The 18,225-nt window shown below is 75.8% G+C and carries 13 protein-coding genes and 1 pseudogene; 6 read left to right on the top strand and 8 right to left on the bottom strand.

All coding sequences use genetic code 11. The features are described 5' to 3' along the window. Window positions 1-81 precede the first annotated feature (81 nt). A complete protein-coding gene (locus tag ACQYWQ_RS16625) occupies window positions 82-1,047 on the top strand; it encodes a ChbG/HpnK family deacetylase (protein WP_431035519.1) in 966 nt (321 codons plus the stop codon). Here ACQYWQ_RS16625 and ACQYWQ_RS16620 read toward each other — a convergent pair. The 6 genes from ACQYWQ_RS16620 to ACQYWQ_RS16595 form a co-directional block, all read right to left on the bottom strand. Beyond that, window positions 1,031-3,010 (bottom strand): HelD family protein, encoded by a 1,980-nt coding sequence (locus ACQYWQ_RS16620; protein WP_431035517.1) that lies wholly within the window; start codon window positions 3,008-3,010, stop codon window positions 1,031-1,033. The genes ACQYWQ_RS16625 and ACQYWQ_RS16620 overlap by 17 nt on opposite strands. A 931-nt stretch (window positions 3,011-3,941) precedes the next feature. Beyond that, entirely contained in the window at window positions 3,942-4,700 is a 759-nt protein-coding gene (locus tag ACQYWQ_RS16615) for a TetR family transcriptional regulator (RefSeq protein ID WP_431035515.1), read from the bottom strand. 80 nt (window positions 4,701-4,780) lie between these two features. Further along, window positions 4,781-6,178, bottom strand: coding sequence for an aminoglycoside phosphotransferase family protein (locus tag ACQYWQ_RS16610; protein ID WP_431035514.1), 1,398 nt, complete (start codon window positions 6,176-6,178; stop codon window positions 4,781-4,783). A gap of 651 nt (window positions 6,179-6,829) precedes the next feature. Then, window positions 6,830-7,753, bottom strand: coding sequence for an HAD family hydrolase (locus ACQYWQ_RS16605; protein WP_431035513.1), 924 nt, complete (start codon window positions 7,751-7,753; stop codon window positions 6,830-6,832). Beyond that, window positions 7,750-8,802 (bottom strand): GntR family transcriptional regulator, encoded by a 1,053-nt coding sequence (locus ACQYWQ_RS16600; RefSeq protein ID WP_431035511.1) that lies wholly within the window; start codon window positions 8,800-8,802, stop codon window positions 7,750-7,752. The genes ACQYWQ_RS16605 and ACQYWQ_RS16600 overlap by 4 nt, the downstream gene beginning before the upstream one ends. Before the next feature lie 277 nt (window positions 8,803-9,079). Then, a complete protein-coding gene (locus ACQYWQ_RS16595; protein ID WP_431039218.1) occupies window positions 9,080-9,982 on the bottom strand; it encodes a winged helix-turn-helix domain-containing protein in 903 nt (300 codons plus the stop codon). 443 nt (window positions 9,983-10,425) lie between these two features. On the opposite strand from ACQYWQ_RS16595, the gene mshD reads away from it, so the two are divergent. Then, entirely contained in the window at window positions 10,426-11,394 is a 969-nt protein-coding gene (gene mshD, locus ACQYWQ_RS16590) for a mycothiol synthase (RefSeq protein WP_431035509.1), read from the top strand. 210 nt (window positions 11,395-11,604) lie between these two features. Here the strand turns inward: mshD and ACQYWQ_RS16585 are convergent, their stop codons facing one another. After that, window positions 11,605-12,654 (bottom strand): zinc-binding dehydrogenase, encoded by a 1,050-nt coding sequence (locus ACQYWQ_RS16585; protein ID WP_431035508.1) that lies wholly within the window; start codon window positions 12,652-12,654, stop codon window positions 11,605-11,607. A gap of 83 nt (window positions 12,655-12,737) precedes the next feature. On the opposite strand from ACQYWQ_RS16585, the gene ACQYWQ_RS16580 reads away from it, so the two are divergent. Then, complete coding sequence (locus ACQYWQ_RS16580; RefSeq protein ID WP_431035506.1) at window positions 12,738-13,409, top strand: TetR/AcrR family transcriptional regulator; 672 nt, start codon at window positions 12,738-12,740, stop codon at window positions 13,407-13,409. A 182-nt stretch (window positions 13,410-13,591) separates the two neighbouring features. Here ACQYWQ_RS16580 and ACQYWQ_RS16575 read toward each other — a convergent pair. After that, window positions 13,592-14,395 (bottom strand): annotated as a pseudogene (locus ACQYWQ_RS16575) (hypothetical protein); the annotation flags it as partial. Between ACQYWQ_RS16575 and ACQYWQ_RS16570 the strand changes: the two are divergent. From ACQYWQ_RS16570 to ACQYWQ_RS16560, 3 genes are read left to right on the top strand one after another with little or no spacing between them, the layout of a single operon-like run. After that, window positions 14,394-16,730: an RNA degradosome polyphosphate kinase gene (locus ACQYWQ_RS16570; protein ID WP_431035505.1), complete on the top strand. Its 2,337-nt coding sequence runs from the start codon at window positions 14,394-14,396 to the stop codon at window positions 16,728-16,730. The pseudogene ACQYWQ_RS16575 and the gene ACQYWQ_RS16570 sit on opposite strands and share 2 nt — an antisense overlap. Further along, window positions 16,711-17,745 (top strand): CHAD domain-containing protein, encoded by a 1,035-nt coding sequence (locus ACQYWQ_RS16565; RefSeq protein WP_431035503.1) that lies wholly within the window; start codon window positions 16,711-16,713, stop codon window positions 17,743-17,745. The genes ACQYWQ_RS16570 and ACQYWQ_RS16565 overlap by 20 nt, the downstream gene beginning before the upstream one ends. Next, window positions 17,742-18,158 carry an NUDIX hydrolase gene (locus tag ACQYWQ_RS16560; RefSeq protein ID WP_431035501.1) on the top strand — a complete coding sequence of 139 codons (417 nt, stop codon included), beginning with the start codon at window positions 17,742-17,744 and terminating at the stop codon, window positions 18,156-18,158. The genes ACQYWQ_RS16565 and ACQYWQ_RS16560 overlap by 4 nt, the downstream gene beginning before the upstream one ends. Window positions 18,159-18,225 lie beyond the last annotated feature (67 nt).

Raw genomic sequence — 18,225 nt, 5'->3', positions numbered from 1 at the left:
GAGCGGCTGGGGCAGAGCGTGGGGCTGAGGCGGGGACGGCGGCGCTGAGCTGGGGCGGGTCGGCGGAGGGGTGTTCCTTGGGTGAACAGGCTTCTTCGCAAGGCGAGTGGGCGGGCGCGCTCGTCGGCTTCGCTCCCACGGAACGTGTCCTGGTCGTCAACTGCGACGGCTTCGTCATGCTCCCCGTCATCCACGCGGCCGTCGTCGAGGCCCTCGCGTCGGGCGCCGCCCGGCGCCGGGCGGGAACGGGCCCGTTCGCTGACCGACGGCGACGGGCGGTTCCTCGCCGCGAGCCCGGAGGGGCGGCCCCGGAGGGACGGGCCAGGAGGGGCGGCCCGGGAAGGACGGGCCGCTCTGCTCGGACGCGCGCGACCGGAGGAGGTGGCGGTCGAGTTCCGGGCGCAGATCGAGGCGGTGCTCGCGGCCGGGCTCGTAACGACGCACTTGGAATTCCGCTTCCTCGTGGACGGCGGGCGAGCGGACCTGCTCGATGTGACGAAGGCGCTCGCCGCCGAATACGGGCTCGCGGTGCGGGTGTGGCTCGCGGAGGGGTGCGGGAAGGCGCGGACGCGGCAAGGCACGAGCCCGGCAAGGCGCGAGCGCGGCAAGGCACGAGCGCGGCAAGGCACGAGCGCGGCAAGGCACGAGCGCCGGAGGGCGCGAGCGCGGCAAGGCACGAGCGCCGGAGGGCGCGAGCGCGGCAAGGCACGAGCGCGGGTGGGCGCGAGCGCGGCAAGGCGCGAGCGCGGGGGGGGGCCGGTCGTCGATCACCCGTTCCTCGACAGTTTCTCGCTGCCGGTCGAGGGGCGCGAGGAGCGGTGCGCGGAGTTCCTGGCGGGGTTGCCCCCGGGGCCGAGCGAGTGGCCGTGCACCCGGGGCGCGGGGACGCCGCCCCGCGGGCCGTGGACGGAGGGTCGCGGATGCGGCCCGGGGACCTCGCCTTCCTCACCTCGGCGCGCGCGGCGGCGCTGGCGCGCGAGCACGGGGTGCGGCTCATCGAGCACCGGGGGGCGCGACGTGTGGCGACGGGTCACCTCGTACGCGTAGCGGTCTCGTCCAGGGGCGAGGTGCCCCGGTGCAGTACGTGGAGGCTCGTGACGGCGCGGGTCAGGGCGACATAGAGGAGCTGCTCGCCGCGCGGGGCGCTCGCGCGGATGGCGGCGGGGTCGAGGAGGACGACGTGGTCGAACTCCAGGCCCTTGGCGAGGTGCGCCGGGACGACGGTGAGGCGGTCGGTGGGCGCCGGGCCGTGCACGTCGAGCACGGCCCGTACGGGAGCCTCCTCCGCGCACAGCACCGCGACCGTTCCCGGTCTTTCGAGCGCGGCGTGAACCGCTTCGGTGAGAACCGCTACGTACGGGGTGTCGTCCGCGATGCGCGTCGTGGTCAGGGCGGTGGGCTCGGCGCGCAGGGAGCGGGGCGGGAGCAGCGTGGGAGCGATACGAGGAAGGAGCTGGTTCGCGAGCGCGAGGACGGAGCCGGGGACGCGGTATCCCGTGGCGAGTTCGGTGTACTCGGTGCCGGGGCGGCCGAGGTGGGCGAGGTGCGTGGGCCAGTCGCGGGCGGCCCACGGGGTCGTGCCCTGGGCGAGGTCGCCGAGGACGGTGAGGGAGCCTGCCGCGCCCAGGCGGCGGGCGATGGCACGGCACTCCATCGGGGAGAGGTCCTGGGCCTCGTCGACGACGATGTGCCCGAAGGCGGGCGGGTGCGCGAGCAGCCCGGCCACCTCGTCGAGCAGCACGAGGTCGGCGGCGGTACAGGCCCGGCTCGTGGCGGGGCGGCGCAGCGCCTCGCACTCGTCGGCGTCCAACACCCCTTCCGCGTACGCGGCCGGTGCGGCGAGGACCGCGCGCAGGACGTCCTCCGGGCGGGCCCGGGGCCACAGCGTGTCGAGGAGCGTGCGTACGGGGCGGCCGTGCGCGACGCGCCGCTCCCACGCGGCGGTACGGGGCCCGGCGCGGCGCTCGGCGCGGGCGCGGACGAGCGCGAGGAGGCGGGCGCGGAAGCGTTCGCGGCCCGCCCCGTAGGGGAGCGCGCCGGAACGGACGGCGGTGCGGACCGGGGCGAGCGCTTCGCGTACGGCTTCGGCGTCCACGCGCCAGAGCGCGGAGCCGTCGGGGACCGTGAGGGAGGCGTCGGCCTCGTCGGGAGAGGACGTGAGGGCGTGCAGGGCACGGTGCAGGACGGTGGCGAGGCGGGGGTCGTGCTTGAGGCGGGCGGCGTGCTCGGAGTCCGTGGTACGGGCGGGCCCGTGGTCGATGAGGGCGGTGAGGGTGGACTGGCGAACGCCTGATTCACCGAGAGCGGGGAGGACTTCGGCGATGTGGCGCAGGAAGGAGGGGTTGGGGCCGAGGACGAGGACGCCCGCGCGGCTCAGGCGGCGGGGGTGGGCGTAGAGGAGGTACGCGACGCGGTGCAGGCCGACGGCGGTCTTGCCCGTGCCCGGGGCGCCCTGCACACAGACCGAAACGTCGAGCGGAGCCCGTACGAGCGTGTCCTGCTCGGGCTGGAGCGTCGCGGCGATGTCGCGGAGCGGGCCGCTGCGGGGACGCTCGATCTCGGCGAGGAGGAGGGGGCTGGTGGGGGCGGGGGCGGAGGCGGAGGCAGTCGGGCCGGGGTCGGAGGCGGTGGGGCCGGGGTCGGCTGCGGCGAGGCCGGGGCCGGTGGCCGATGGGCCGGCTTCGGGGAACTCGTCTTCGTACGCGGTGAGTTGATCCTCCGCTCCGTCCGCTCCTGCGGCCCAGCCGAAACGGCGGCGGCGGGCGAGGCCGTAGGGCTCGGCGGGGCTCGCCCGGTAGAAGGCGCGGGCGACGGGGGCGCGCCAGTCGACGACGAGCGGGGGCACCGTGGGGTCCTCGGAGACGCGGCGGCGGCCGAGGTGGTAGCGCTGCCCGGCATGGTCCCCGGCGTGGGCGGACTCGGGAGCGAAGTCGATACGGGCGAAGAAGAGAGGGCCCGGGGGAAGCGCGTCCAGGTCTCGCGCGTGACCGCGCAGGGCACGGCCGAGCACTTCGGCGTCGGCACCCGACGCCGAAACGGTGGCGGCGGTGACGACGTGCTCACGGGCGGCCGCGCGTTCTGCCTCGACGGCGGCACGGCAACGGGCGTGGTGGGCGCGGGCGGCGTCGAGCGGGGCGGCGGGGACTTCTCGCCCGTCAGGGGGCGGGGAGGCGGGCGAGGGAGGTGGAGAGGAAGCGGCGGGCGGAGCAGGAGAGGCGGGCGAGGCAGGCGGCGCGGCTGGCGGGGCGGGCGCGGCAGGCGGCGGGGCTGGCGGGGCGGGCGTGGCAGGCGGCGGGGCGGGCGAGGCAGGCACGGCAGACGAGGCAGACGAGGCAGACGAGGCAGACGAGGCAGGCGAGGCGGACGGCGTGGCAGGCGCGGCAGGCGGCGAGGCGGGAGCGGCAGGCGGCGTGGCGGGCGCGGCAGGCACGGCGGGCACGGCGGGCACGGCGGGCGAGGCAGGCACAGCAGACGAGGCAGACGAGGCAGGCGAGACGGGCGGCGCGGCAGGCGGCGCGGCAGGCACGGCGGGCGCGGCAGGCGAAGCGGGCGGCGTGGCAGGCACGGCAGGCGGCGAGGCAGGAGCGCCAGGCACGGCGGGCACGGCGGGCACGGCGGGCGGCGTGGCGGGCGCGGCAGACGAGGCAGGCGTGGCGGGAGCGGCAGGCACTGCGGGCGAAGCGGGCGGCGCGGCAGGCACTGCGGGCGGCGTGGCAGGCGCGGCAGGCGGCGCGGCTGGCGGGGCGGGCGCGGCAGGCGGCGCGGCTGGCGGGGCGGGCGCGGCAGGCGAGGCAGGAGCGGCAGGCACGGCAGGCACGGCGGGAGCGGCAGGCGGGGCGTCGTTGGGGGGAGGCTTCGGTGTCATGACTCCGAAGCTTAAAGCAACTCAGTTAAATTTATTACTCGGTCACAAAAACTGCCCGGGCTCGCTCCGTGTTCGTTCAGCGTTCGCCCAGCGCCGCGGCGAGTCCGGCGAAGCCTTCCTCCGCCTCGCGGGCGGCCGCCGGGTAGAGGGCGTCGGCCGTCGCTCCGTCCGCGATGCGGCGCCAGTTCTCCGTGGCGAGGACACGCTGGACGGCGAGGATCTGGGCGGCGGCGAGGCGGTGCGCGAGGGGCGGGAGGTCAGCGCCGGGCGCGGGGGCCGGGTCCAGGGCTGGGGCCGGGTGCGGGGCTGGGGCGGGAGCAGGGGTTCCGGCGAGGGCGCGGGCGAGGGCGGTTTCGGCGCGGTGGGTGTAGGCGTGGAGACGGGCGAGGAGCGAGGGGGTGCCGTAGAGGAGTCGGTGATAGGCGAGGACGGCGGGCACGTCGTTGAGGCCGGTGACGGGATCGCGGTGGTCGAGGCCCGTACGGAAGTGCGCGGCGAGGGCGGCGACCGGGGGCCGGTGCTCGGCGCGGGCCCCGGTCACGACGCGGGCGGCTTCGTCCTCGTGGTCGGCGAAGCGGTGGAGGACGAGGTCCTCCTTGGTGGGGAAGTACCGGAAGAGGGTCGGCTTCGAGACACCGGCGGCGGCGGCGACCTCGGTGACGGGCACGGCGTCGAAACCGCGCGCGAGGAAGAGGGCGATAGCCGTCTCGGAGACGTGCCGGTAGGTGTGCAGCCGCTTGCGCTCACGAAGGCCGGGCTGCCGGACCGGGTCCGCGCCGTCCCGGACCGCGGGGGCGCCCCCGCCCCCCGTACGGCCGTCGCCACGACTCTCCATGCGCGCCCCTCACCCTTCACCACGAGCCGTCGATGCGCCGCGTTCCCGCCGGGCCGGGGCCGGGACGGGCCGGGTTCATCCTAGGCGGAGGGAGCGGGGGCGACGGGGGGCCGGGGGGCCGCGAGCGCGTGGGGCGCGGGTGCCACGTACGGCGCCGGGGCCCCCGGGCCTTCGGCCAGCGCCGCGAGCGAGGCGTGGGCGGCGGCCAGGGTGCGGCCGTAGCGGCGGACCGCGCGGGCGACATTGGGGGCGTCGAGGGCGGACCCCGTGACGATGCGGTCGAGGTCGAGGTAGGCGCTGCGGAGGCGTTCGATGTGGGCGTAGACGGGGGCGTCGCGCTTCCAGCCCGCCGTGCGGTCAGGGGGCAGGGCGCGGCTCCAGCGCTCCAGCATGCGCTTGCGCAGGGAGGGGCGGGCCGGGGCGAGGTGGAGGTGGCGGACGAGTTCGTGGAGCGGGTCGCCCGTGAGCGCCAGCTCCCAGTCGATCAGGGCGAGATCGTCGCCGGGGAGCCGGACGAGGTTCCACGGGTTGAGGTCGCCGTGGAGCAGTCCTGGCGTGCGGTGTGTGACGGTGAGCGGGGCGAGCAGCGCTTCGAGCCCGGCCGGGCCGGGCAGTCCGCTCGCGGTCGCGCGGGCGAGGACGGGGGCGGGCAGCGAGGCGACGAGGCGGACGAGTTCGGCACGCAACCAGGCGAAGAACTCCGGTCGCCCTGCGGCCGGTTCGAGATGGGCGCAGTCCACGCGGGTGAGGGCGGCGAGCTGGTCGACGAGGGCATCCGCTTCCCGGACGCGCAGCCCGTTGACGGGGTGACGGGGGGTGAGCCGCTCCGGCGTAACGCGCGCGGGGGCGGGCAGTGGGCCCTCGTAGGTGTGGAGCGAGAAGGAGCCGAGCGCGTCGCGGCCGAGGGCGAGGACGCGGGGGACGCGCGGGGCGTCGGGCGCCCCGTCCTCGTACGTGGTGCGGATCGCCTCCAGGACGCTGTGCTCACTGTAGAAGCCGCGCTCCCTGCGGACGGCGACCGCAGGAGCGAACCGCCGTACGACGACGGCACGTTGCCAGGCAGGGAGCCAGACGACGGCGTTGCGGTGCGCGGTACCGCTCAGGACGCGGACCCGCGCCGGGTCGGCGGTACGGGCAGCGGCGAGCGCCTCGGTGACGGCGGCGGCCGGGAACTCCGGCGCGAGCGGCACGCGTTCGTCGGGCGTCCAGCCGAACCGGCTCGTGGGCGTCGGCGGTACGGGGCGATGGCGCCCGGGGCCCGCGACGTGGGCGCCCGCCGCCTGCGCCCCGGCGGCGTGAGCGACCCCGCAGGCGATGGCGTGCAGGCGCGGAGCGGTGCCGTGGTGTGCGGCACGGAGGCCGTGCGGCTCGTAACTCCCGTGTGACGCACCGTGCGTGCCGCCGTGCGCGCCCTCACGTCCGCCGCCCTCGCCGCCACCCGGCTCCTTGCCCTGCCAACCGGACCTCACGGTGCGCACGTGCCACTCCCGAACCGGCCCCGCCCTCCGGGGCTCTGCTCGCTCACCGTAACGGGGCGGCAGAGGTTCCTCCGCTCGCGGGGCCGCGAAGAAACGATTCAGCGGACGGCAGTACGAGTCCCCGCACGGCGCGCCTCATTCCGCCACCCGCCCGCCACCCCCGCACGCAAGCCCGCGCCACCCATTGCGCCAGGTCAGGGGTGGGAGTGGAGGGTGGCTGGACGGGGGCGGGCGGACGGGGCGAATCGGGTTCCGGACAGGGGCGGTTCACGGGTGCGGGAGGGGTGGCAGGGCAGTGGCTGTGTTCGCACGGGACGTTGCGCGACGGCGACAGGACGTGACCGGGGCCGGTGCGGGGAACCGGGAGAGGCCGCGCGGGGGCGTGGGGACGGGAGCGAGCGGGGCGGGCGGGCAAGAAGGCGGGCGAGGGCGGGTGGGGTGGGGTGGCGGCGGGCTCGTTCGTCACAGGGGGCGACGGGTGTACCCGGCAGGCACCGCCTGCACCGGGTGCGTCCCGCTGTCGCAGCGGGCAGGCACTGCCGGCCTTCGGCTACGCCTCGCCGCACCCCCGGCCGCCCCCTCACTGCCCGACCGACGGGACGCGTCCGAGCGGCCCCGGCCAACCGTCCCTCCGCTCCCCTCCCCCTCCCCCTACAACACCTCCGCGTACGACGCCACCACGTGCTTCGCTCCCGCCGCACACAACTCCGCTCGCCGGGACGGGCGTTCGGCGTAGCCGAGGAAGGGGATTCCGGCGGCCCGGGCGGCCTTCGCGTCGCCCGGTTCGTCGCCGATCATCAGGGTCGCGCGGGGGTCGGCTTCGAGGGACTTCACCGCCTCGGTGAGGCAGTAGGGGTCGGGCTTGAGACGGAGGGGGAGGCCCCGGCCGTGGTAGTGGTCGGCGAAGTAGGCGTCCAGGCCGTGGAGTTCGAGGTAACGGCGGGCCGCGAGGGGGGAATTGTTGGTCGTCACGGCGAAGCGGCGGCCCGATGCGTACCAGGCGTGCAGGAGTTCGGCGAGGTACGGGGTCGGGCGGGCGCTCTCGATCGCCGTCAGCTCCTCGCCCGTCAGGAGGGCTTCGAGGGCGCGTACGGTGCCGCCCTCCGTGTCCCGCGTGTCCACGGCGCGGAGCAGGGCCTGCGGGTTCTTGCTGAGCGCCGCGCCCGCGGCGAGTGCGCGGCCGCCCGGGCGGGCGTCGAGCCAGCTCGCCATGCGGCGGGCGATGCCGCGCGCGGGATACCCGGCGAAGAGGCGGCATACGGGTCCGTCGAAGTCGAAGAGTATCCAGCGGGTGCGGTGGAGGAGTTCGGCGAGCGGCTCGGCGGGGGGCTCGTCACGGGCGGCCGCTCCGGACGGCCCGCGCCGCGCTCCCCCCGGCCCCCGCTCCGCTCCGGCGGCCGCCCCCGCGGCGGTACGGGCTTCCGCCTCCGGCCCGGGCCCCGCCCCCGGCCGCGAATCCGTACCCGGCCCCGCCCCCGTACCCGGCCCCGCTCCCGGTCGTGGACTCGACTCCGACTCCGACTCCGGTGCGGGATAAGCGTGTTCCGTTTCCGTGTGCGTCCTGGTTGTCGTCACCCGTCGAGTTTCAGCTCCTCGCTGATGGTCTGCCAGAGGCCCTCGAACCAGCGCGCCGACTGCGCGACGAAGACCTCGTCGCGCGGGCCGTGCGTGACGTCGTACGGAAAGAGCTGAGCGCGGGGTCCCCACGTGTCGATCATCTCGGGGACGTCCTCGCCGTTCTCGTCGGTCCGTCTCACGAGGTAGTACGCGAAGAGGGCTTCGCTGCCGTTGAGGACGTACAGCTTCACCGGCGGGGTGAAGGGGACCGTACGGAAGGCGACGGACACCTTCGTCCCGTGGGACTGGCGCAGCCCGGTGAGCGTCCGGCTCAGGACCCGTACCTGCGAATCGCGCATCTCCAGCCAGCGGCGGTGCACGGCCGCCGCCTCGACCGGTTCGCCCGATGCCGCGACGGGGAAGGCGAGGTCGATGCTGCGGCTGGGCAGCAGGATGCGCACATCGACGGATTCGGGCCGCAGGTTCCCGCTGTGGACCCCGATGACGGCCTCACTGACGGCCGGGATGAGCGATTCGGCGGTGAGGCAGAGCGCGTCGACACGTACCTCGGTCGCGGCGAAGGCCCGTACGAGACGGGGGCCGAGCGCGACGAGCGTGGGGCGCGGTTCGGGGGTGCCGCCCGCGCGCTCGCCGTCGTGGCCCGGCTGCGCGACGCGCGGCGGGACGCCCTTCGTGGAGTGGCTGAGCAGGCCCTCGGCGCGCAGCGCCTGGAGCGCCTGGCGCACCCGGCCGCGCTCGACACCGAACTCCTGCGACAACTCCGCCTGCGTGGGGATGCGGTCGCCCGCCTTGAGCACACCGCGCGCGATGCGGTCCCGCAGGGCCGCGGCGATGGCGGCGGGGGTGGGCGGGAGCGGGTGCGACGGGGAAGGCGGGGAAGGTACGGGCGGGTCGGGGGGGACTGCCGCGTCGGGCGGTACCGGCAGGTGGGGCGGTACGGGTACGGGCGCGGCCGAGGCGCCCTCGGCGGTCCGGCCGGGGCTCGGGGCAGGGCCCGGGGGCGCGACGGGGTTCTCCTCGCTCACCTCATCACCGTACAACTTCATGCCAGCTCACGGGAGTTGTCGGCAGATGAGCGGAAAGTACGGGCCAACCCGGCACAACCGGGCCACAACCAGCGCCTTCTTCCCGCCAACTACGACCCGCACGCTCTGCCCTGGGAGCCGCGCCCGGTGCCCCGTGCCCCCGCACCCCATGCCCCCGCGCCCCCGTGCCTCGCGCCCCGTGCATCGCGCCTTGCGCGGTCCGTCTCTCCCCGGACGCCGAGAAGCCCCGTCCGCCGAGAAGACCCATACGCCGAGAAGACCCCGGACTTCCTGTCCCTCACGTGAGCCGCAGCGGCGCGCTGATCGTGTTCCACAGCCCCTCGAACCAGGCGGCGGACTGCGTGACGAAGGCGGCGTCGCGCGGGCCGCCGTCCTGGCCGAAGGCGAAGAGCACCGCCTCCGTGCCCTCGGCGTCGAAGGTCTCGACGTGCGCGGGCCCGTAATCGGCACCGCGCCGGACCGGCGTGTAGTACGCGAAGAGCGCCTCCTCCGCGTTGAGGAGGTAGAGCTTCACGGGCGGTGTGAAGGGGATGGCACGGTACTCGACGTGGACGTCCATGCCGTGCGAGGAGCGCAGCGCGAGGAGGTTGTGGGCGAGCACCTTGCCCTGGGCGTTGCGCTGCGCGAGCCAGTGGCGGTGCACGACGTCGCGCTCGCGCGCGGCGGTTCCTGCCGGGCCGCCACCGCCCACGCCCCCGCGCACGGCCTCGCCCCCACGCTCGGCCCCGCTCCCGCCCACCGCCGCGGGGAAGGCGAGCCCTATGTCGCGGTCCGGGAGAAGGACCCGCAGGTCGATGCGGTCCGGTTTCAGCTCGCCCGCGTGGATCTGGCGCAGCGGCTCGCCCATCGCGAGGGTGAGCGAGACGGACGTGAGGCACAGGGCGCGGATCTCGACGTGCGGCTGTTCGAAGGCCGCGGCGATACGGGGGCCGAGCGCCGCGGTGGTGGAGCGCGGGACCTCGCCGGGGCCGCCCGGCCCGCGCCCCGCCTGAGCGGCGACGGCGGGGGGCGCGCCCTTGGTCGCGTGCGTGAGAAGGCGCTCCGCGCGCAGGATGCGCAGGGCCTCGCGGACGGTACCGCGCTCGACGCCGAACTCCGAGGCGAGCCGGGCCTGCGTGGGCATCCGGTCGCCGGGGCGCAGCGCCCCGGACCTGATCCGGGCGCGCAGTTCGTCGGCCACCTCACGGTGACTCCGCCGCGGCCGGGGGCTCTCGTGCGGAGCGCTCGCGCCGTGGGCACGGTCCGTACTCACAAGCTCACCCTACAACTTCACGCCAAGTTGAGGGACTTGCTGGTTCGCTGGTCGTTCCGCGCGACCAAGCGGGGACAAGTGGGTGGGCTTGGTCGCCAAGTGGAGGGTTGGTCGGAGAGACGACCGGCCGCCCACACCCGTACACGGGCCCGCCCGTAGCCTTACGCGCGCCTCACCCGCACCGCACCCGCACGCCGGGCCCCACCCGTACCCGCACCCGCACGCCGGGGCCCCACCCCGCACCCACACGCCGGGGCCCCACCCGCACCCACACGCCGGGCCCGACCCGCACCCGTACGCACGGACGACGCCCCGTCCCCCGAAGGCCGCCCCTCCGCCTCCGTCCCGCGGATGACTCGTACGCTCGCAGCATGAGCAGCGAAGCGAACACCCCCGGGCCCGACGACCCCACCGGCGGCCCCGCCGCCCCCGTCCCCGCGCGCCGTATCGAGGTCCTCGACGTCCTCGACGAGGCGCAGGCCGCCGCCGTCGGTGAGCTGATCGCCGCGGGCGCGCGCGAGGACGGGCAGTACGCCGTCTCCGAGCAGGGGCGCCTGCATCTGCGCGGTGGCGAGCGCCCCGGCGTACGGCACGTACTGCTGCGCCTGCCCGACGACACCCTCGCCGGGTACGCGCAGCTCGACGGCTCCGACCCGGTCGAGTCGCCCGCGGCCGAACTCCTCGTCGCGCCGGGCCTGCGCGCGCGGGGCCACGGCCGGGCGCTGGGCCAGGAGCTGTTGCGGCTCACCGGGCGCCGCCTGCGGATCTGGGCGCACGGCGGGCACCCGGCGGCGCGGCACCTCGCGCAGGTGCTCGGGCTGCACCTCTTCCGCGAACTGCGCCAGCTGCGCCGCCCGCTCACGGGGCTCGACCTGCCGGACCCGGTGTGGCCGGAGGGCATCGCGGTGCGGACCTTCGTACCGGGACAGGACGAGCAGGCGTGGCTGGAGCTGAACGCCGCCGCGTTCGCGCACCACCCCGAGCAGGGCGGTATGACGCTCCGCGACCTCGCCGACCGCGAGGCCGAGCCGTGGTTCGAGCCGGAGGGCTTCTTCCTCGCGGTACGGGAGGGAAGCGGCGAACTCGTCGGCTTCCACTGGACGAAGGTGCACGCGGCCGAGGAACTCGGCGAGGTGTACGTGGTCGGGGTCCGCCCGGGCGCGCAGGGCGGCGGTCTCGGCCGCGCCCTCACCACGACCGGCCTGCGCCACCTCGCGGCCCGCGGCCTCCCGACCGGAATGCTCTACGTGGACGCGGACAACGTCCCCGCGGTGACGGTCTACGAGCGCCTCGGCTTCACGACGTACGAGACGGACCTGATGTACCGCACGGAGAACTGAGGCGGGCACCGGCGGGGGTACGGTGCGGGCGCCGGACCGGGTACGGGTGCGGGTGTGCGGGCGGGAGTGCGGGTGCGGGTGCGCCTGCCCGGCCCGACGGGGCGGCGGCCCCGTCCCCGTACCGCCCCCATCCGCGTACCGCCCCCGTCCCCGTGCCGCCCCCGTCCGCGTACCGCCCCCGTCCCCGTACCGCCGCCACGAGGCCGTCGGCTAGGGGCGCAGGACCAGCTTTCCCACGTGTCCCCGCCGCTCCAGCTCCTGCTGTGCGCGTGCCGCGTCCTCCAGCCCGTACGAGGCCGCGATCACCGGGCGCACCGCGCCCTCGCGCGCCAGGTCCATGAGAAGCGCGAAGTGCGTGCGCGTGTGCATCGACGAGCCGACGACCTGCGCGTTGTGCAGGTACAGGCGGCGTACGTCGAGCGTGACGGCCCAGCCCGCGAGGGCCCCGGCGACGACCCAGCGGCCGCCTTCGCGCAGCAGCGGCAGGCCCTCGCCGAGCAGTTCGCCCGCGACGACGTCGAGCGCCACGTCGAAGCCGTCGGGCGCCGCCTCGCGCAGCCGCGCGACCACGTCCCCCGCGCGGTCCACGACGACGTCCGCCCCCGCCTCCCGTACCGCGGCGAGCTTCGCGCCGCTGCTCAGCGCGACCACCCGCGCGCCGCGCGCCCGCGCGAGCTGCACCGCCGCGAGGCCGACACCGCCCGATGCGCCCGTGACGAAGACCGTCCCGCCCCTGCCGAGCCGCCCGCGCTCGATCATGCCGAGCGCCGTGCCGTACGCGGTCGGCAGGCTCGCGAGCTGCGCGTCGTCGAGCGGCGAGTCCGTCACGTCGTGCACCTGAGCGGCCGGAGCCGTCACGTACTCGGCGTAACCGCCGTCCCGCTCGCTCCCCATGAGCCCCACCGGATGCGCGTCGGGCCCGTCGCCGTCGTAGAGCGCCGGGTCGACGACGACGCGCCGCCCGAGGAACCCCGCGTCCACGCCCGCGCCGAGCGCGGCGACCCGGCCGGCGACATCGGCGCCCTGGACGCGCGGGAAGTCGAGCGGCCCGCGCCAGCCCGAGAGCGCCTCGGGGTCGCCGGGCGTGCCGTACGCACCCTGGCGCGTCCACAGGTCGGTGTTGTTGAGCGCCACCGCGCTCACCTCCACGAGCACCTCGCCCGCCCCCGGCTCGGGCACGGGCACCTCGGCGAGCCGCATGACCTCAGGTCCGCCGTGCCCGGTGATCCGTACCGCGCGCATGGTCCTCGCCGCAGCCATCGTGCCGCCCTCCTCATAGATATACTGTTCTGTGTACTCACCTGTACCCGCGCCACCGTACACCGATCTGTGAAGGAGCGCCCGTGCCGCAGAACCGGCAGCACCCGGACCCCTCGCACACCCCGCGCGCCGCGCGCACCCCGGGCACCCCGCGCGCCGCGCGCACCCCCGGCACTCACGCGGACCCGGAGCGACCCCTCTCCCCCGCCGGGCGCCGCGTCGTCGAGACCGCCGAGGAGCTGTTCTACGCGCACGGCATCACGGCCGTCGGCGTGGACCTCATAGCCGAGCGCTCCGGCGTCACCAAGCGCACGCTGTACAACCAGTTCGGCTCGAAGGACCGCCTCGTCGCCGCGTACCTCTCCGCCCGCGACACCCGCTGGCGCGCGCTCGTACGCGCCGAGGTCGACGCCGTACGCGATACGGACCCCGTCGCCGCCGTCACCGCGCCCTTCACCGCGCTGCGCGAGTGGTGCGAGGCCGAAGCGGCCCGAGGCTGTGCCTTCATCAACGCCCTCGCCGAACTCCCGGACCCGGCGCACCCCGCGCACCGCGTCGCCGCCGCGCAGAAGCTGTGGCTGCGCGACCTCTTCGAGGAACTCGCCACCGCGGCCGGCCGCCGCACCCCCGCCGGCCTCGCGACCCGCCTCCTCGTCCTCCACGAGGGCGCCCTCGCCACCCGCCCCCTCCCCCTCGACGCCCTCACGGAGACGGCGGAACTCGCGAGGGAGCTGGTGCGGGCGGCGGGGGACTGAGGGGGACCGGGGGCACAGGGCACCCGGCGCGGCCGGACCTGGGGCCCGAGGGCGGCGGGCCGCAGGGGGGCGGGGACCGACCGGAGCGGCGGGGACCGACCGGAGGAGACGTGCGGCGGCCGGGGGCCGAGGGCGTTCGCGACCGACGTCGTGAGCACGGTGCCCGCGCCGTCGGCGAGCAGCGGAACGAGCTTCCGCACGGTGAGGCAGGGGCCGCGCGCGCTGATGGTGAGCAGCTTGTCGAACAGCTCCTCGCTCGACGCCTCGAACGGGGCGAAACCGTTGACGCCCGCGCTCACGTACCGCGCGTCCACGGTGCCGGACTCGGCCTTCACGCGGTCGGCGAGTGCCTCGACGCCGACGCGCGGGGACGCGTCGCCGCGCACGGCGACCGCCCGCCCTCTCCAGCTCCGCGCGCGCCGCGTCCAGCGCGGCCCGCGCGCCCGCTGATGAGCACGCGCGCCCCTCCGGCGACCAGCTCCCTCACCGTCGCCCCGCCCCTCCCCCGCCCCTCGCCCGCCCGTCCCCCGCCCGACCCCGGCAAACTCCGCGCCACGTGCACGTAACCCCTCATTCAGCAAACCTTGCGACGCTCGCCGAATGCAGCCGCCCGCCCCGGAGCCCGGCTCCTCCGGCACGCCCCCCACACCGCGACCCGCGCCGTCCGCGCCCGCCCCGGCCGAGAGCAACGAGGCCCGCGCGGGCACCGACGGCGCCCCCGGCACCCCCGGCCTCACCTCCCCCTCCGGCACCCCCGGCCTCACCGCCGTCCCCGGCCCCGGCGGCGCCCCCGCCACCCCCCGTACCCCCGCCGTCAACGGCCACGACGCGCGCCCCGGCCCAGAACCGGGCCCAGAACCGGGCCGGGAACCCGGCCCCGGCCCCCGCCGCCCCGCGCCCCCGCCCGCTCCCGGCGCACCCTCTTCCCCCGGAACATCCCCGCTCAACGCGCCACAACCGCCCTTCAGGCGGAAGAATGACCCCATGACGCAGCCGAGCAGCAGCAGTCCCAGCTCCCCGGTCCCCGGCCGGCCCGGTTCCGCCCCCTCCTCCACGCCGTCCCCCGCCACCGGCCGCGCCGAAACGGGCCGCCCCGCCGTCGCCTCGCTGCCCGGCCACCGCGCCCCCGCGGGGCAGTCCCGCCCCGGCGGCGCGCACGGCACTCCGCACGGCGGCACCGCCGGGGCGGGTTCCGCGCTCGAACCCGACCTCGACGCCGATCTCGACGCCTACGAGGACCCCGAGGGCGTGGAGCTTCCGGCCGACCGCTTCCTCGACCGTGAGCGCTCCTGGCTCGCCTTCAACGAGCGCGTGCTCGAACTCGCCGAGGACCCGCGCACACCGCTGCTCGAACGTGCCAACTTCCTGGCGATCTTCGCGAGCAATCTGGACGAGTTCTTCATGGTCCGGGTCGCGGGCCTGAAGCGGCGTATCGCGACGGGGGTCGCGACACGTTCGGCGTCCGGGCTGCTTCCGCGCGAGGTCCTGGAGCTGATCTGGACGCGCTCGCGCGAGTTGATGGCACGCCACGCGGCCTGCTTCCAGCAGGACGTACTGCCCGCGCTCGCCGACGAGGGCGTGCAGCTCGTGCGCTGGGCAGAGCTGAGCGAGACCGAGCAGGCGCGGCTCTTCACGCTCTTCCGGCAGCAGATCTTCCCCGTCCTCACCCCCCTCGCGGTGGACCCCGCGCACCCCTTCCCGTACATCTCGGGGCTGAGTCTCAATCTCGCGGTGGTGGTACGGAACCCGGTGAGCGGCCACCGGCACTTCGCGCGCGTCAAGGTCCCGCCGCTCCTGAGCCGCTTCCTGGAGGCGGCGCCCGACCGGTACGTGCCCATCGAGGACGTCATCGCGGCGCACCTGGAGGAGCTGTTCCCGGGCATGGAGGTGCTCGCGCACCACTCCTTCCGGCTCACCCGCAATGAGGACCTGGAGGTCGAGGAGGACGACGCGGAGAACCTGCTCAAGGCGCTGGAGAAGGAGCTGATGCGCCGCAGGTTCGGGCCGCCCGTCCGTCTTGAGGTGGAGGAGTCGATCGACCCGTACATCCTCGACCTGCTCGTGCGCGAGCTGAAGATCTCGGATGTCGAGGTGTACCCGCTGCCGGGGCCGCTCGACCTGACGGGCCTCTTCGGGATCGCCTCGCTCGACCGCCCCGAGCTGAAGTTCCCGAAGTTCATCGCGGGCACGCACCGCGATCTCGCCGAGGTCGAGTCCGCGTCCGCGCCGGACATCTTCGCCGCCGTGCGCGAGCGGGACGTGCTCCTGCACCACCCGTACGACTCCTTCTCGACCTCCGTGCAGGCCTTCCTCGAACAGGCCGCCGCCGACCCGGACGTGCTCGCCATCAAGCAGACGCTGTACCGGACTTCGGGCGATTCGCCGATAGTCGACGCGCTCATCGACGCGGCCGAGTCGGGCAAGCAGGTGCTCGTCCTCGTCGAGATCAAGGCGCGCTTCGACGAGCAGGCCAACATCAAGTGGGCGCGGAAGCTGGAGGAGGCCGGCTGCCACGTGGTCTACGGGCTCGTCGGTCTCAAGACCCACTGCAAGCTCTCGCTCGTCGTCCGTCAGGAGGGCGAGACGCTGCGCCGCTACTCCCATGTGGGGACGGGCAATTACCACCCGAAGACGGCCCGGCTCTACGAGGATCTCGGCCTCCTCACCGCCGATCCGCAGGTCGGCGCGGACCTCTCGGACCTCTTCAACCGGCTCTCGGGCTACTCGCGGCGCGAGACGTACCGGCGTCTCCTCGTCGCCCCGCGCTCGTTGCGCGACGGCCTCATCGAGCGCATCGAGAACGAGGTGCGCCACCACCGCGCGGGCCGCCCCGCGCACGTGCATTTCAAGGTCAACTCGATGGTGGACGAGGCGATCATCGACGCGTGCTACCGCGCCTCGATGGCGGGCGTGCCCGTCGACGTGTGGGTACGGGGCATCTGCGCGATCCGCCCGGGGGTGCCCGGGCTCTCCGAGAACATCCGCGTCCGCTCGGTGCTCGGCAGGTTCCTGGAGCACTCGCGGGTCTTCGCCTTCGGCAACGGCGGCGAGCCCGAGGTGTGGTTCGGCAGCGCGGACATGATGCACCGCAACCTGGACCGCCGCATCGAGGCCCTGGTCCGGGTCTCCGACCCGGCCCACCGCGCGGCGCTCGCGCGGGTCCTGGAGACCGGCATGTCGGACTCGACGGCCTCGTGGCACCTCGGCCCCGACGGCGAGTGGACCCGGCGGTCGACCGACCAGGACGGGCAGCAACTCCCCAATGTGCAAGAACTGTTGATCGACGCGCGGAGGCGGAGGCGTGGCACCTCGACCCCCTGAGCAGGCCCGGCCCCAGGCCCCGCCTCCGGCCGTACCCGTCCCGGCCCCCGAGACCCCGGGCAGTCCTGTCACCGCCTACCTCCAGGAGCAGGCGGCCGCCTTCCTGCGCGCCCTGCGCGCCCGTCGCGAATCGGGTACGTCGGCGGCCCAGACGGAGGAGGCCGTCCGCGCGCTGCGCGGTGCCGCGCACCGCGTGGAGGCGACCCTGCACACCTTCCGCCCGCTGCTCGACGCCGAGTGGGCGGAGCATCTGCAAGCCGAACTCAATTGGCTCTCCGTGGTGTTGGGGAACGAGTACGCGTGCGCGCACCGGCTCGGACGGCTTCTCGGCGCGCTGCGGAGGCTGCGGGACGACGAGGGGGTACGGGGCTCGGCCGTGCCCTCGCAGGGGCACCCGGAGGGTCCGCTCGCCACGGGCGCGGCACGCGCGGGGGCCCTTCTCGACCGGCAGTTGACGCTCGCCCGCAACCGCGCGCACTCGGCGGCGCTCGACGCCCTCGGCTCGGCGCGGTTCCACGCGGTCGCCGACGCGGTGGCCGTCCTGGCGAGCGAGGTCCCGTACCGGCGGGGCGCGGCCCCGCACGACCCCGAAGTCCTCGGCGCTCTCGCCTCGTTGACCTCGCATCGGCTCGCCGAAGCGGTCGCCGCGCTCCCGCTCGACCGCGCGGGCGCCCCGTACAACGCGGATGCCTCGGCGCTCGGCAGCGCGGCCCCCGGCGGGGAGCCGCAGGACGCGCCGTGGCACCGGGTGCGGGGCCTGCTGCGGGTGCGGGTGTACGCGGCGGAGGCACTCGGCGTCGTGCCGGAGGCCCGTACCGCCCCCGGCGCGCGCGCTCTGGACCGGCACCGGGAGGCGGCGGACGCGGCGACGGCGGCAGCGGCGGCGGCGCGCACGCCGCGCATCGCCCCGCCGACCGCGTACGCGCTCGGCGTCCTGCACGCGGTCCAGCGCCAGGAGGTGGAAGCCGCGCGCCACACCTTCCAGCGCGTGTGGCGGGAGGCGGTACGCGTATGAGCACCCCGGTCCGCGCGGCGGGCTGCGTCCTGTGGCGCCGCTCGCCCGCGCACGGCGTCGAGTTCTGCCTCGTACACCGGCCGAAGTGGAGCGACTGGTCCTGGCCGAAGGGCAAACTCAAGCACGGCGAGACGGAGTTGGCGGCGGCCCTGCGCGAGGTCGAGGAGGAGACGGGCCGTACGTGCCGCCCCGCGACCCGCCTCCCGCGCGTCCACTACCGGACCCACGACGGACGCCGCAAGACGGTCGACTACTGGCTCGCGGAGGAGACGGGAGGCGCGTTCGCGCCGAGCACGGAGATCGACGAGATCCGCTGGCTCCCGCGGGAGGCGGCGGCGGAACAGCTGACGGAGGAGCGGGACCGGGCCCTGTTGGCACAGGCGGTACGGGAGCTGGCGCAGGGCGGGCGCTGAAGATCCGGGAGCGCGTGCGCCGGTCCGTACCGGCACGGCAGACTGGCCGTGTACCACCCGGCGCGCG

The sequence above is a fragment of the Streptomyces sp. P6-2-1 genome, from assembly GCF_050613165.1.
Taxonomy (GTDB): Bacteria; Actinomycetota; Actinomycetes; order Streptomycetales; family Streptomycetaceae; genus Streptomyces.
Note: the sequence above shows the minus strand (reverse complement) of the source record. Positions and strands in the feature narration are given on the sequence as shown.

What these genes read in the sequence shown, in the direction of transcription:
- mshD (WP_431035509.1), top strand. Translation starts at nt 10,426, where the DNA reads ATGAGCAGCGAAGCGAACACCCCCGGGCCCGACGACCCCACCGGCGGC.
- ACQYWQ_RS16600 (WP_431035511.1), bottom strand. Translation starts at nt 8,802, where the DNA reads ATGAAGTTGTACGGTGATGAGGTGAGCGAGGAGAACCCCGTCGCGCCC.
- ACQYWQ_RS16615 (WP_431035515.1), bottom strand. Translation starts at nt 4,700, where the DNA reads ATGGAGAGTCGTGGCGACGGCCGTACGGGGGGCGGGGGCGCCCCCGCG.
- ACQYWQ_RS16560 (WP_431035501.1), top strand. Translation starts at nt 17,742, where the DNA reads ATGAGCACCCCGGTCCGCGCGGCGGGCTGCGTCCTGTGGCGCCGCTCG.
- ACQYWQ_RS16570 (WP_431035505.1), top strand. Translation starts at nt 14,394, where the DNA reads ATGACGCAGCCGAGCAGCAGCAGTCCCAGCTCCCCGGTCCCCGGCCGG.
- ACQYWQ_RS16585 (WP_431035508.1), bottom strand. Translation starts at nt 12,654, where the DNA reads ATGGCTGCGGCGAGGACCATGCGCGCGGTACGGATCACCGGGCACGGC.